We start from the raw sequence: 12,847 nt of genomic DNA on the forward strand, positions 1-12,847 counted from the left end.
CGCGCCCCATGTCCCTGCCCACGCCGATTCCCGACACTGACGACGCCCTGCGCGTGGAGGACTACTTCCGCGACGGCACCGCGCCGGCCGAGGCGCTGCTGTGGTGGCAGCTGGAGCGCCAGGACGCGCTGCAGGCCGCGCTGCGGGCGCTGTTCCAGGGCTCTGCGGCGCTGACGCGGCTGCGGCTGTGGGTGTTCTTCGAGCTGATGGCGCTGCGCGAGTCGCGCCTGACGCGGGAGGCGCTGAACCAGGCCTTCCATGTGCTGCGCGATGAAGTACTGGACGGCGTGCTCAAGCGCTTCCGCGAGGCCGAGCTGCTGGCCTGGGACGCGACCGCGCAGACCTATGCCGTCACGCCGCTGGCCCAGCAGGTCGTGGGCCTGCTGCAGCCGCTGACGCAGGAGCAGTCGCCCGACGGCGACCTGGCTTCGCTGTTGGCCGGCGTGGCGGGTGCCCACCAGCTGGGCACCCTGCAGCCGGCGCAGCTGCAGCATTTGCTGGCGCAGCTGTCACGCCTGTACGACGAGTTTGCCGACGCCATCGCCAGCGGCAGCGAGTTCGCGCTGCGCCGCGCACGCACGCGCTTCGAGAAGGCGCTGACGCTGGTGGACCGCGCCGGCGAGGCGCTGGGCGCCATCATTGCGCAGGCCGAAGCCGCCGGTGATGCGCGACTGGAGCGCCTGGCTCGCGAGCTGGGCCTGGCGCAGGCGCGGCTGCTGGCGATGGCCAGCCAGTTCAACCGCGCGCTGCAGCAGGCGGACCGCCAGCGCGTGACGCTGGGCTCCACTGGCATCACGACGACCGACGTGCGCCGCTGGCTGCAGAGCCAGGGTGACCTGGCGTCGCTCATCAACGGCGCCTGGGAGCGGCCGGTGCACCCGGTGCTGGTGGCGCAGCGCGACCTGGTCGACACGGCGGAAGCCGAGTTCGAGCGCGACCGCCCCAGGCCCGCCGAGGCCGCCGCGCTGCCGCAAGGCCAGGCCGCGCCAACCGGCGAGCTGGCCGTCATGCAGCTGCCGCCCGACATGGACCAGATGCAGGCGCTGCTGAGCGCCTGGGCGGCCGAGCCGGTTGAGCGCGACCTGGCGCCCGCCATCCTCGGTGACAGCTACGCCCGCGCCGCCTACCGTGCCCAGCTGCTGCCGCTGCTGGGCGACGCGCAAGCCCGCCACCTGAAGGGCGCCACCGGCGACATGGCCCGCCAGCCGTGGTCGGTGCGCTGGTCCGCCGAACAAGGCCCCGTGGACGACGAGTTCGTCCGATGGATGAGCCGCGGCGTCCTCACTCCGGATACCCCATGAGCCCACTCGACGACTCCCAGCAACTTGCTGCGCAACTGCTGGCGCGGCGCTGGCTGCCGCGCAGCCACCCGCTCGTGAAACGCGCGTTGATCGACACCGAGCTGTGGAACCAGCTCGGCGCTCGGCTGGCCGGCGTCGGCCTGCAGCTGGTGGACAACGTGCATGCCGACCACATCTCGGTCGCCTTGCTGCGCCCGGCCGAGAGCGCCGTGTTCGGCGAGACCGGCCTGGCCGCCAACAACAACCTCGACCTGCCGCGCGATGGTGTGGCGTTGCTCGTCGTGCTGTGGAGCCTCATCGTGCTGCCCAAGCGCCAGCGCCAGGTCGCGCGCAGCGATGCCATCCACGCCGGCCAGGGCGAGATGTTCGCCACCGACAAGCCCATGCCGCAGGCCGCCAGCGTCGCGCCGCTGATCAGCTACCGCAGCCTGCTGGCCGACTTCGGTGACCAGCTCGGCAAGAAGCTGCGGCTGGACACCAACCTCAAGCTGCTGGAGCGCCACGGCTTCGTCACACGCCGGGGTGAGGACATTGCCGAGGGCCCGCTGCTGGACCTGCTGATCGACTACGACCTGCTGGCGCCGCGCATCCTCGATGGCGCCATGGGCGACGTGCTGGCCCGCGCCGGTCACCCGCTGCCGCGCCCCGACCAGGCCGAACAACAAGACATTGACGACTGATGTTCCACCTGCAATCGCTCGAACTGCTGCACTGGGACTACTGCCAGCGCGTTACGCTGCCGCTGGACGGCGCCATCATCACCATCGCCGGCCCCAACGGCTCGGGCAAGACCACGCTGCTGGACGCGATGCGCACGCTGCTGGGCCTGGAGTGCTCGGGTGGCCGCACCTACAAGACCTACGCCCGCCACGCCAACGCCGAGACGGCCTGGCTGCGCGCGCTGGTGGACAACCGGCCGCGCACGCGCCAGAACAGCAGCCGGCCGTTTGCCAGCTCGCTGCTGTACGCCGACCAGGTGACGCTGGCCTGCCGCATCGAGCGCCATGGCGGCGACTGGGTGCGCCGCTACACCATCCTGGACGGCGTGCACGAGATCGAGCAGCTCGCCGAGAAGGGCGACCGCGACTGGCTGGGCATCGAGGCGTGGAAGAAGCGGCTGGAAGCGGCCGGCCTCACGCGCGCCATCGGCCGCGTGCTGGCGCTGGAGCAGGGCCAGACCGACCGGCTCTGCGAGCTGTCGCCGAAGGAATTGCTGCGTCTCGTCTTCGAGGTGTTCGGCGACCAGGAGGTGCTGGACCGCTACGAGCAGGCTCGCAGCCATCAGCAGCAGCTGGGCAAGGAGGTCGAACAGGCCGGCGCCGAGCTGGCGCACACGCAGGCGCAGCTCAGTGACCTGGCCAACCGCGTCAACAGCCACCGCCAGTACCAGCTCAAGGTGCTGGAGCGTGAGCGCCTGGCCACCGAGGTGCTGCCCGTGCTGCGCTGGAGCGAGGCGCGCGAGCGCATCACCCGCGATGCACGCGAGCTGCACCGCCAACGCCTGTTCGCCTCCGGCGACGTGAAAGCGCTGAGCGACAAGCGCGCGGCTTTGCACAGCCTGTTCACGGCGCAGGAAGCGGCGAAGCAGCGGCTGAAGGCGCTGGAAGGCGAGCGCCGCGAAGCCCGTGCGGCGTTCGACGCTGCCCGCGAGGCCGAGCGGCCTGCCGAGGCACTGGTCAAGCGTGAGGACGAGCTGAAGGCGCTGGCCGACGTGGAGGCCGACGCCGCCGCTTTGACCGCACGCATGCAGGAGCTGGCCGGCGAGCGCGAGCGCCTGCGCGCCGACTACACCCGCGCCAGCGACAAGGCCTCGCGCGCCCAGACGCAGCTGGGCGAGCTGAGCGGCAAGCGCCTGCCCCCGCCGCCGCCCGAGGTCGCGCCGATGAAGCGCGCGCTGGACGATGCCGGCATCGCCCACTACCTCGTCGCCGACAGCATCGACATCGCCGACGAGACCTGGCGTGCCGCCGCCGAAGGTTTATTGCGTCCGTCGCGTTGGGTCGTCGTGCTGAAGCACCGCAGCGACGAAGGCCGCGCCTTCGACATCGCCGCCAAGCAGCGCTACCGCCACTACGTCGTGGCCGACACACAGGCCGTCGGCCAGGCGCCGGCCGGCTCGCTGCTGGCGGCGCTGAACGTCAGCGCACCGCTGCCGGCGTGGCTGGCGCGCCAGCTGGGCGGCATCCGCTGCGTCACATCGACGGAAGAGGGCGCCCAGGTCGGCGGCGAATGGATCACCACCGACGCCTACTACCGCGACGGCCGGGGCGGTCGCAGCGTCTTCGTCGAGCCGCGCGACCACCAGTTTGGCGCGTCCGCCGTCGATTCCCGCCGCGCCGCGCTGGAGGCCGAGCTGGCCCGCTGGGACGGCGAGCTGAGCCGCATCGCCAAGGCGCAGGCCGAGGTCGAGCGCCAGTTCAAGGACGTGCAGCGCGCGGCCGTGGGCCACAAGGCGGCGCAGGAGTTGAGCGAGCGTTCGGACGAGTTCGCCGAAGCCCGCGCACGCTTGCCGGTGCTGCGCCAGGCGCGCGCTGAAGCCGCCTCGCGCATGAGTGCCTTGGACAGCGAGCACGACCGCGTCGTACGCGACTCCACGCGCAGCGAGCAGGCCTATGAAGGCGCGCAGATCGCGCTGAAGGACGGCGAGGGCTCGGCTGCTGGCCGTCTGCGTGAACACGAGGCCAGGCGCGAGGCGCTGCGCAAGGCCTCGCAGGAGTCACGCAAGCAAAAGGGCCAGTTCCCCAAGTCCTGGGTCACGCCCATCGCGCTGGCTGCGCTGCGCGACGAGTTCGAGAACGCCCGCCAGGCCGAGATCCGCGCCCACCATGTCGACCAGGAACTGCAGACCGGCCACTGGGAGGTGGACGCCAGCGTCGTGGACCGCCATGCCCGCATGGCCGCCCAGGTGCACGAGCAGGACACGCAGCTCAGCGACCGCCGCGCCAGCAACGAGCTGGCCCGCATCGCCGCCTTCAACGCCCGCGAGCGCTACATCGACGTGATGCGCGCCACGGTGCGCCGCTACAAGAAGAACGTCGCCGAGCTGGGTGAGCTGGCGGGCACGACGGCCGAGGCCGTGCTGCCGCACCTGGACAACGACGACACGGTGCTGGCCCAGGCCGGCCTGCACGTGAAGTTCAACTTCGACGGCAAGGGCGAGGTGGGCCTGAACGACGGCGAGGCCTCGGGCGGCCAGCAGGTGCTGAAGAGCCTGATCCTGCTCGTGGGCCTGATGAAGGATGACGAGACGCCCGGCGGCTTCGTCTTCATCGACGAGCCCTTTGCCCACCTGGACGTGCGCAACATCCAGCTCGTCGGCCACTTCCTGCGCTCGACGCGCGCCCAGTACCTGCTGACGACGCCGATCACGCACAACGTCGAGGTGTTCGAGCCCAGCGAGATCACGCTCGTCACCAGCAAGAAGCCGCGCGGCGAACGCTGGGCGCCGCCGATTGCGGTGCTGGCGCGGCGGCCCGAAGTCTCGGTCTATGACTGACTGGGACCTGCCGTCGCCGTTCACGCTGGCGCTCACGCCCGCGGCCGAACACATCGACGGCCTGGGCCACACCAACAACGCCGTCTACGTGCAGTGGTGCGAGCAGGTCGGCTGGGCGCACTCCGAGGCGCTGGGCCTGTCACTGGCCGACTACCGCCGGCTGGACCGCGCGATGGCCATTCGCGAGGGGCATTACGACTACCTGCTGCCATCCTTCGAAGGCGAGGCCCTGGTGCTGAGCACCTGGCTGACGGGCAGCGACGGTAAGCTGACGATGGAGCGGCGCTTCCAGCTGAAGCGCGCGAGTGATGGCGCGACGCTGGTGCGCGGGCGCTGGGTGTTGGTCTGTATCGAGATCAGCAGCGGGCGCCCGAAGCGCATGCCGGCCGAGTTCGTGCAGATCTACGAAGCCGCCGTCGTCACGCCGCCAGCCCCGCGCGGCTGAACCAGTCCGCCAGGAACTCCACGCACACCCGCACCTTGGCCGATGCGGACAGCCGCGACGGGCACACGGCCCACACATCGGCCGGCTGGTGGTGGTCTGGCAGCACATGCACCAGCCGCCCGGCCGCCAGGTCGTCCTGCACGTCCCAGGTGGAGCGCAGGATGATGCCGTGGCCGTCCAGCGCCCATTGCCGCACGGCGCCGCCGTGGTTGGCCGACAGCGGCCCCGACACGCGCACCGACGCCGCGCCCTCGGGGCCGACGAGGTCCCAGCGGGCGAAGTCCTGGTCGCGCTCGCGGATGGGGATGCAGCGGTGCGTGCGCAGCTCGTCCAGCGTGCTCGGCGTGCCGTGCCGCGCCAGGTAGGCGGGCGACGCGCACAGCACGCGGCGGTTGCCGGCCACGCGCCGCGCGGTGACATGGCCTTCGTGCACATGACCCAAGCGGATGTCGAGCTGGAAGCCTTCCTCGATCAGATCCACCGGCCGGTCCAGCAGCTCCAGCTCGATGTGCAACTGCGGATGCTGCGTGGCCAGCGCCGACAACGCTGGCGCCAGATGCCGGCTGCCGAAGCCCGTGCTGCTGCACAGCCGCAGCTGGCCGGCGGGCGCGATGCGCTCCTGCGACAGCGCCTCGCCCAGCAGGTCCACGTCCTCGGCGATGCGGCGCGCCCAGGGCAGCGCCAGCTCGCCCTGCGGCGTCAGCGTGACGCTGCGCGTGGTGCGGTGGAACAGCCGCACCTGCAGCGCCGCCTCCAGCAGCGCGATGCGCTTGCTGATCAGCGCCTTGGACACGCCCAGCGTGCGCGCCGCCGTCGCGAAGCTGCCGTGCCGCGCCACGCCGCAGAACAGGCGCAGGTCGTCGAGTTGGGGCAGGGGAGTGGTGTTCACGTTTCGTGGTCGCGGGGTCAACGGGTCGGGTGATTGTGCGGTGAACCGTTGTCGATAAGCTGCCGCCACGATCACCACACAGGAGCATGCCCATGACACATCGCATCGCCGTCATCGCCGGGGATGGCATCGGCCAGGAGGTCATGCCCGAAGGCCTGCGCGTGCTTGCAGCCGCGTCGCGCCGCTTCGGCCTCAACCTGCAGTTCACCCACTTCGACTGGGCTCACTGCGACCACTACCTGCAGCACGGAAAGATGATGCCGGACGACTGGTTCGAGCAGCTGCGCGGCTTCGACGCCATCTACTTTGGCTCCGTGGGCTGGCCCGACAAGGTGCCCGACCACATTTCGCTGTGGGGCTCGCTGCTGAAGTTCCGCCGCCAGTTCGACCAGTACGCCAACGTGCGCCCGGTACGGCTGATGCCCGGCGTGCCTTGCCCGCTGGCGGGCAAGCAGGTGGGCGACATCGACTTCATGGTCATCCGCGAGAACACCGAGGGCGAGTACTCATCGGTGGGCGGCCGCATGTTCGAGGGCACCGAGCGGGAGACGGTGCTGCAGGAATCCGTCTTCACCCGCCATGGCACCGACCGCATCCTGAAGTACGCGTTCGAACTGGCCCGCTCGCGCCCCAAGAAGCACCTGACCTCCGCCACCAAATCCAACGGCATCGCGATCTCCATGCCCTACTGGGACGAGCGTGTCGAGGCCATGGCGCCGGCCTACCCGGACGTGCGCTGGGACAAGTCCCACATCGACATCCTGACCGCCCGCTTCGTGCTGACGCCCGAGCGCTTCGACGTGGTGGTGGCCTCCAACCTGTTCGGCGACATCCTGTCGGACCTGGGCCCGGCCTGCACCGGCACGATCGGCATCGCGCCGTCGGCCAACCTGAACCCGGAGCGGCGCTTCCCGTCGCTGTTCGAGCCGGTGCATGGCTCCGCGCCGGACATCGCCGGGCGCGGCATCGCCAACCCGGTGGCCATGATCTGGTCCGGCGCGCTGATGCTGGAGTTCCTGGGCCAGGGCGACGCCAACTTCGAAGCCGCGCGCGCGGCCATCATGGCCGCCATCGAGTCCGTGCTGCAGGACGGCCCGCGCACGCCCGACATGGGTGGCGATGCCAGCACCGCGACCGTGGGCGCCGCAGTGGCGAGCCTCGTGGCCGGGTGACCTCGGTAAATATACGATTCGTATATGAATCGTATATAGTGCCGGCATGGGAATCGTCAAAATCTCCGATCCGATGCACGAGAGCCTGCGCGTTGCGAGCCAGGCCTTGTCGCGTTCCATCAATGCCCAGGCCGAGCACTGGATGCGCATCGGCATGCTGGCCGAACTGCATCCGCAGCTGAGCCACAGCGACATCTGCCAACTGCTGATCCGGGCAGAACAGGAAGGCGGGCTGGACCTCGCGCGCGCGGCGGGCTGGGCTCAGCCGGCCAAGGCGAAGGGAGCGCGGGCATGAAGAGCCTCAAGCTGCGCACACCCGACGAAGTCGCCAAGTCCCGCGAGGCGGGTCACCTCATCGCCGAGGTGCTGGCGATGCTGAAGCCGCACGTCGTGCCCGGCGTGACGACCGACGAGCTGGACGCGATCTGCCACGACTACATCGTCAATGAGCTGAAGTGCATCCCGTCCAACGTCGGCTATCACGGCTACCCGAAGACGGCCTGCATCTCGCCCAACCACGTCGTCTGCCACGGCATCCCGAGCAAGGACAAGACGCTCAAGAAGGGCGACATCGTCAACGTCGACGTGACGCTGACCAAGGACGGCTGGTTCGGCGACAGCAGCCGCATGTTCATCGTCGGCGAGACCAATGTGCTGGCGCGCCGGTTGGTGATGACGACCTACGAGGCGCTGCGCGCCGGCATCCGTCAGGTGCGCCCAGGCGCGACGTTAGGCGACGTGGGCCACGCCATCCAGAAGGTCGCGCACGCGGCCGGCTTCAGCGTCGTGCGAGAGTACGGCGGGCATGGCATCGGCGACGTCTATCACGACGAGCCTCACGTCAACCACTTCGGCCGGCCGGGCGAAGGCCTGAAGCTGCAGGAGGGCATGATCTTCACGATCGAGCCCATGATCAACGCAGGCGCTGCCGGCATCCGCGAGCTGAACGACGGCTGGACGGTGGTGACGCGCGACAAGTCGCTGTCGGCGCAGTGGGAGCACATGGTGGCCGTCACGAAGGACGGCTTTGAGATCCTGACGCCGTGGCCGGATGGGTTGGGCGACTATCCGGCGATTGATTGATTGGCGCGGCCTTTTTGGGCCAGCAGTCGGCAAACAACCAAGGTGTTTCGTCGGGCCTTCGAGTAGGCGGCTGACGAGCGTGGTACCAGGCGGTAGAGCCTGGCAGCGGCCCCGAACTTACGTTGATCGAACTTCGCATTGGCGATGTTGTAGAGAAGAACGCCGCGTTGCGGCCATTCGGCCAGCGCTCGTGCGCGCCGAAAGTAGCGTTCGGCCTGAAGCGGGCGGCACATTTCGCTGTAGCAGTTCGCTATCGCCCACTGGGTGTCGACATCGCGAGGTGCCAGCAGCAGTGCCTGCTTGAAGGTTCGCAACGCCAGCTTGAACTGGCGCTTGCGGAACAGATCATCGGCTCGGCCATATAGCGTGCAGTGCGCCTGCCACGTGCTCTGTGCTTGGTGCATCAGCGATCTCTAATTCGGCTGCCCCGCGCCGAAGCCTAGCCGCGCTTCAGTTCGAACGCGCGGACGATCACGTAAGCGACGAGCGCAACAAGGAAGAACACGAGCAGCATCCAGGCGATGCCTTGCAGCGACTCAATGACGGTGCGGTACAGCTCCAGCACCCAGCGTTCCGTCGTCAGCGTCAGCAGTCGGCCGGGCTTGTCGGTCGCTTCCGGCGTGACGTAGCGCTCCAGTTGCCAGATCCGTGTGCCGCTTGAGATACCGACGACGAAGATGGCGAAGATGATGTAGCGATTCCAGGCGCCGCTGATGTCGTCCGCGATGATGCGCTTGAGGATGCCCTTGATGGGCTTGGAGAACAGCCACGCGACGATGGCCGCGACGAGCACGGCGATGACAAACGTGACGGCCAGTAGCGTCAGGAACATGGTGGGGCGACTCCCTGTGGTTGAACGGCTAGGCCCCCGACGGCGGGAGCCCCATCCGCTTGCTCTTCTGACCACATGCTAGGCGAAGTCGCCGCTCCTGCTGTTCAGGTGCTGACCTGTTCCCTGCGCAGTTCGCGCCCCGCCTCCAGCATGCGGGCCAACGACGCTTCCTTCAACGGTAGGCCTTGATGCGAGACAGCGGCGCAAAGTCGAGCCGGCGCTGCGCGGCCTGCCACTGCAGCGGGCGCCAGCAGGCTTGCAGTGCGCTGCGCGGGGTGTCCTCGGCGACCTTCTGGCCGCAGAGCGAGCCGCCCACGGCCAGCAAGACTTCACCGCTCTCGATGCGCACCCCGTTGGCTGCATGCTCGAAGGCTAGCGCCGCGCTGCCGTCAGCGGCCGTGATGAAGACCTGTACCTGGCCACCGCCAGCACCGGTGAACAGCGAGTCCGCGCCTGCGCACTCGAACACGGCATCGTGGATCACGTGGTCTGCGCGCCGATCTCCATTCAGGTCGGCGCTGTGCACCAGGCCCGCCGATGCACCCGGCTTGCCCCCGCGCTGCGGCATTCAGCCTTCATATCGTCGATGATCTTGAGTACCTGTGGCGGCAGCAGCGTGGCTGCCTGTGTGGAAGTGGCAAGGGTCAGGGCCCACAGGGCAAACGTCTTGTGCATGGGCACCAACTTTACGGCTGCATGCAGCATCAAGCTGCCGCTGTCTGGTCCTGTCGCCCAGCCCGGCATGTCGGGGTGGCAACCCCAACATTGTCTGTGCCCTCGAAGTTGGGGTTCGCGCGCGCACCCCAACCTGCCTGGCTAACGCGCAGCTTGCCGAAGCTGAAAGACATTGCCTTCAGGGTCATGTCCATCGAGCACCTGCGCGCCCTGGAATTGCCATGATTGCTCGGGGGGATTCATCTGGCCGCCAAGCCGGGCCACCTTGACTGCGGCCGCTGCGAGGCTGCGCACGAAGAAGACGAGCTTGATGGGCGTGTCCTCGCGACGTACCGGTGGTGATTGGATCTGGATGGTTGTTGCGATGTGGGGCGGAACGGCGACCACGACCAGCTGGAAACCATTCGCCTCCAGGGCGACATGGCCAGGCTCGGACTCGGTGACGGGAAGCTCCGCGATGGCTGAATAGAACCCACTGACCAAGGCCAGGTCTTTTGCGTAGAGGACGGCTGCGGACGAGACAGGTGCTGGCATGGGGATAGCCCGGTTGGGGTGAGAACCCCCACATTGTCTGTAGCCGGAATGTTGGGGTTCGCAAGCTCACCGCCAACCTACCGAGCTGCGCATCACCCCACCGTCAATGCGTCCCGCCTCAAGGCCCGCGCCGCCTCCACCATCCGCCCCAACGCGGCTTCAGTCTCCGCCCATCCCCGTGTCTTCAACCCGCAGTCCGGATTGACCCACAGCAGCTCGGGCGGAATGACCTCGGCGGCCTTCTTCAGCAGCCGCAGCATCTCGGCCGTGTCCGGCACGCGCGGCGAGTGGATGTCGTAGACGCCGGGGCCGATCTCGTTGGGGTACTTGAACTGCCCGAAGCCGCGCAGCAGCTCCATGTCGGACCGACTCGTCTCGATGGTGATGACGTCGGCGTCCATCGCGGCGATCTCGGGGAGGATGTCGTTGAACTCCGAGTAGCACATGTGGGTGTGGATCTGCGTGTCGTCGCGCACCGGGCTGGCGGACACGCGGAAGGCGCGCGTGGCCCAGGCGAGGTAGGGCCCCCACGCGTCACGGCGCAGCGGCAGACCTTCCCGGATGGCAGGTTCGTCGATCTGGATGACGGCGATGCCGGCAGCCTCCAGGTCGGCCACCTCGTCGCGGATGGCCAGCGCGATCTGCAGCGCGGTGTCGGCGCGCGGCTGGTCGTCGCGCACGAAGGACCATTGCAGGATGGTGATTGGGCCGGTCAGCATGCCCTTCATGGGCTTGTTCGTCAGGCTCTGTGCGAACACGGTCCAGTCCACCGTCATCGCCTTCGGTCGCGACACGTCGCCGAACAGCACCGGCGGCTTCACGCAGCGTGAGCCGTAGCTTTGCACCCAGCCGTTGGCCGTGAAGGCGAAGCCTGACAGCTGTTCGCCGAAGTACTCGACCATGTCGTTGCGCTCGGCCTCGCCGTGCACCAGCACATCCAGGCCGAGCGCCTCCTGCTTGGCGACAGCCAGCTCGATCTCGCGCAGCATGGCCTCGCGGTAGACCGCCTCGGACAGCTCGCCGCGCTTGAACGCGGCGCGGGCGGCGCGGATCTCGGGTGTCTGCGGGAAGGAGCCGATCGTGGTCGTCGGGAAGGCCGGCAGGCGCAGGCGCTGGCGTTGCGCGGCCTGGCGGGTGGGGAAGTGCGAGTGGCGCTGGTCGGCTTCGGGCGACAGGGCTTTGAGTCGCGCCGCGACGCTGGCGTTGCGCACGCGCCGGCTGGCGATGCGGTGGGCACGCGCGATGCGCGACTCGGCCAGCTCGCGGGCCACGCTGGCCTCATCGCCCCACAGCGCGCGCTTGAGCACGCGCAGCTCGTCCAGCTTCTCGACGGCGCCGGCCAGCCAGCCCTGCAGCTCCGTGTCCAGCGCGGCGTCGTGGCGCAGGCTGAAGGGCACATGCAGCAGCGAGCACGACGGCGCCACCCACAGCCGCCCGCCGCGCAGCTCCTGCACCTGGCGCAGCTGGGTCAGTGCGGCGTCGAGGTCGCTGCGCCAGATGTTGCGGCCGTCGAGGATGCCCACCGACAGCTCGCGGTCCAGCGGCAGGCGCCGGGCGACGGGCAGCAGCTCCTCGGGCGCGCGCGCCGCGTCCACATGCAGGCCGGCCACGGGCAGCTCGCAGGCCAGGTCCAGGTTGTCGGCCAGCGGCGAGAAGTAGCTGGCCAGCAGCAGCGGCTGGCCGACGACGCCCAGGCGGGCGTAGGCCTGACGCAGCGCTTCTGCCCAAGCCGGTGTGAGGTCCAGGCCGAGGATGGGTTCATCCAGCTGTACCCAGGTCACGCCGCGCGCCGCCAGGCGGGTCAGCAACTGCTCGTAGACCGGCAGCAGGCGCGTGAGCAGCGCCAGGCGGTCGAAGCCGTCCTGCTTGCTCTTGCCCAGGAACAGGAAGCTCACCGGCCCGAGCAGCGCGACCTTGGGGCTGGCGGGCAGCGCGATGGCTTCGTCGACCTCGGCGAGCAGGCGTTCCGCGTGCAGGCTGAACTCGGTGTCGGTGCCGAACTCGGGGACCAGGTAGTGGTAGTTGGTGTCGAACCACTTGGTCATCTCCAGCGCCGCCGTGCCGTCGCCGTGCGCGCCGCCGCAGCAGGCCCGTGCCACCGTGCCGCGCGCCATCGCGAAGTAGCGCTGCAGCGGCGTCTCGTCAGCCGTGAAGCCGAAGCGCGCAGGCTCGCAGCCGAACAGCTGGATCAGGTGGGCGACGTGGTCGTAGAGCGCGAAGTCGCCCACGGTGACATGGTCCAACCCCGCGTTCAGCTGCAGCTGCCAGTGCCGGGCGCGCAGCGCGGCGGCCTGCGCCTCCAGTGCGTCAGCGGGCAGTTCGCCGCGCCAGTGGCGCTCCAGCGCCGTCTTCAGTTCGCGGTGCTCGCCCATGCGGGGGAAGCCGAGGATATGAGTCTTGATCATGTGGAATCGAGTGAT

The 12,847-nt window shown here is 69.1% G+C and carries 13 protein-coding genes; 7 read left to right on the top strand and 6 right to left on the bottom strand.

The features are described from left to right. Positions 1 to 8 precede the first annotated feature (8 nt). Genes ACG00Y_RS07300 through ACG00Y_RS07315 form a run of 4 tightly spaced genes read left to right on the top strand, consistent with a single transcriptional unit; the run spans position 9 to position 5,242 of the window. Positions 9 to 1,301: a hypothetical protein gene (locus ACG00Y_RS07300; protein ID WP_394477370.1), complete on the top strand. Its 1,293-nt coding sequence runs from the start codon at positions 9 to 11 to the stop codon at positions 1,299 to 1,301. Continuing rightward, the gene (locus ACG00Y_RS07305) at positions 1,298 to 1,981 is read left to right on the top strand and encodes a hypothetical protein (protein ID WP_394477371.1); all 684 of its coding nucleotides are present in this window, start codon (positions 1,298 to 1,300) and stop codon (positions 1,979 to 1,981) included. Before ACG00Y_RS07300 ends, ACG00Y_RS07305 begins: the two co-directional genes overlap by 4 nt. Further along, the gene (locus tag ACG00Y_RS07310; protein ID WP_394477374.1) at positions 1,981 to 4,797 is read left to right on the top strand and encodes an ATP-binding protein; all 2,817 of its coding nucleotides are present in this window, start codon (positions 1,981 to 1,983) and stop codon (positions 4,795 to 4,797) included. The genes ACG00Y_RS07305 and ACG00Y_RS07310 overlap by 1 nt, the downstream gene beginning before the upstream one ends. Further along, positions 4,790 to 5,242: an acyl-CoA thioesterase gene (locus tag ACG00Y_RS07315; RefSeq protein WP_394477375.1), complete on the top strand. Its 453-nt coding sequence runs from the start codon at positions 4,790 to 4,792 to the stop codon at positions 5,240 to 5,242. Before ACG00Y_RS07310 ends, ACG00Y_RS07315 begins: the two co-directional genes overlap by 8 nt. Here the strand turns inward: ACG00Y_RS07315 and ACG00Y_RS07320 are convergent. Beyond that, positions 5,217 to 6,131 carry a LysR family transcriptional regulator gene (locus tag ACG00Y_RS07320; protein ID WP_394477376.1) on the bottom strand — a complete coding sequence of 305 codons (915 nt, stop codon included), beginning with the start codon at positions 6,129 to 6,131 and terminating at the stop codon, positions 5,217 to 5,219. The two genes, ACG00Y_RS07315 and ACG00Y_RS07320, sit on opposite strands and share 26 nt — an antisense overlap. Before the next feature lie 86 nt (positions 6,132 to 6,217). Between ACG00Y_RS07320 and ACG00Y_RS07325 the strand changes: the two genes are divergently transcribed. The 3 genes from ACG00Y_RS07325 to map are packed head-to-tail and all read left to right on the top strand — an operon-like array spanning position 6,218 to position 8,386. Next, the gene (locus ACG00Y_RS07325) at positions 6,218 to 7,303 is read left to right on the top strand and encodes a tartrate dehydrogenase (RefSeq protein ID WP_394477378.1); all 1,086 of its coding nucleotides are present in this window, start codon (positions 6,218 to 6,220) and stop codon (positions 7,301 to 7,303) included. 46 nt (positions 7,304 to 7,349) lie between these two features. After that, on the top strand, positions 7,350 to 7,598 hold the full coding sequence (locus tag ACG00Y_RS07330; protein WP_394477380.1) for a ParD-like family protein: 249 nt from the start codon (positions 7,350 to 7,352) through the stop codon (positions 7,596 to 7,598). Then, complete coding sequence (map, locus tag ACG00Y_RS07335; protein ID WP_394477382.1) at positions 7,595 to 8,386, top strand: type I methionyl aminopeptidase; 792 nt, start codon at positions 7,595 to 7,597, stop codon at positions 8,384 to 8,386. Before ACG00Y_RS07330 ends, map begins: the two co-directional genes overlap by 4 nt. Here map and ACG00Y_RS07340 read toward each other — a convergent pair. From ACG00Y_RS07340 to metE, 5 genes are all read right to left on the bottom strand, one after another. Continuing rightward, positions 8,368 to 8,790, bottom strand: coding sequence for a tetratricopeptide repeat protein (locus tag ACG00Y_RS07340; protein WP_394477384.1), 423 nt, complete (start codon positions 8,788 to 8,790; stop codon positions 8,368 to 8,370). The two genes, map and ACG00Y_RS07340, sit on opposite strands and share 19 nt — an antisense overlap. Positions 8,791 to 8,825: 35 nt before the next feature. After that, positions 8,826 to 9,218 (bottom strand): hypothetical protein, encoded by a 393-nt coding sequence (locus ACG00Y_RS07345; RefSeq protein ID WP_394477385.1) that lies wholly within the window; start codon positions 9,216 to 9,218, stop codon positions 8,826 to 8,828. A 172-nt stretch (positions 9,219 to 9,390) separates the two neighbouring features. Further along, positions 9,391 to 9,786, bottom strand: a complete 396-nt coding sequence (locus ACG00Y_RS07350; RefSeq protein ID WP_394477387.1) for a hypothetical protein — start codon at positions 9,784 to 9,786, stop codon at positions 9,391 to 9,393. A 248-nt stretch (positions 9,787 to 10,034) separates the two neighbouring features. Beyond that, positions 10,035 to 10,427, bottom strand: a complete 393-nt coding sequence (locus ACG00Y_RS07355; protein ID WP_394477389.1) for a VOC family protein — start codon at positions 10,425 to 10,427, stop codon at positions 10,035 to 10,037. Between the two features lie 92 nt (positions 10,428 to 10,519). Next, positions 10,520 to 12,832, bottom strand: coding sequence for a 5-methyltetrahydropteroyltriglutamate--homocysteine S-methyltransferase (gene metE, locus ACG00Y_RS07360; protein ID WP_394477391.1), 2,313 nt, complete (start codon positions 12,830 to 12,832; stop codon positions 10,520 to 10,522). Positions 12,833 to 12,847 lie beyond the last annotated feature (15 nt).

Origin of the sequence: Pelomonas parva (assembly GCF_043555835.1) — a bacterium.
GTDB classification, from domain to species: domain Bacteria; phylum Pseudomonadota; class Gammaproteobacteria; order Burkholderiales; family Burkholderiaceae_C; genus Pelomonas; species Pelomonas parva.

What these genes read in the sequence shown, in the direction of transcription:
- ACG00Y_RS07300 (WP_394477370.1), top strand. Translation starts at nt 9, where the DNA reads ATGTCCCTGCCCACGCCGATTCCCGACACTGACGACGCCCTGCGCGTG.
- ACG00Y_RS07305 (WP_394477371.1), top strand. Translation starts at nt 1,298, where the DNA reads ATGAGCCCACTCGACGACTCCCAGCAACTTGCTGCGCAACTGCTGGCG.
- ACG00Y_RS07310 (WP_394477374.1), top strand. Translation starts at nt 1,981, where the DNA reads ATGTTCCACCTGCAATCGCTCGAACTGCTGCACTGGGACTACTGCCAG.
- ACG00Y_RS07315 (WP_394477375.1), top strand. Translation starts at nt 4,790, where the DNA reads ATGACTGACTGGGACCTGCCGTCGCCGTTCACGCTGGCGCTCACGCCC.
- ACG00Y_RS07325 (WP_394477378.1), top strand. Translation starts at nt 6,218, where the DNA reads ATGCCCATGACACATCGCATCGCCGTCATCGCCGGGGATGGCATCGGC.
- ACG00Y_RS07330 (WP_394477380.1), top strand. Translation starts at nt 7,350, where the DNA reads ATGGGAATCGTCAAAATCTCCGATCCGATGCACGAGAGCCTGCGCGTT.
- map (WP_394477382.1), top strand. Translation starts at nt 7,595, where the DNA reads ATGAAGAGCCTCAAGCTGCGCACACCCGACGAAGTCGCCAAGTCCCGC.
- ACG00Y_RS07340 (WP_394477384.1), bottom strand. Translation starts at nt 8,790, where the DNA reads ATGCACCAAGCACAGAGCACGTGGCAGGCGCACTGCACGCTATATGGC.
- ACG00Y_RS07345 (WP_394477385.1), bottom strand. Translation starts at nt 9,218, where the DNA reads ATGTTCCTGACGCTACTGGCCGTCACGTTTGTCATCGCCGTGCTCGTC.
- ACG00Y_RS07350 (WP_394477387.1), bottom strand. Translation starts at nt 9,786, where the DNA reads ATGCCGCAGCGCGGGGGCAAGCCGGGTGCATCGGCGGGCCTGGTGCAC.
- ACG00Y_RS07355 (WP_394477389.1), bottom strand. Translation starts at nt 10,427, where the DNA reads ATGCCAGCACCTGTCTCGTCCGCAGCCGTCCTCTACGCAAAAGACCTG.
- metE (WP_394477391.1), bottom strand. Translation starts at nt 12,832, where the DNA reads ATGATCAAGACTCATATCCTCGGCTTCCCCCGCATGGGCGAGCACCGC.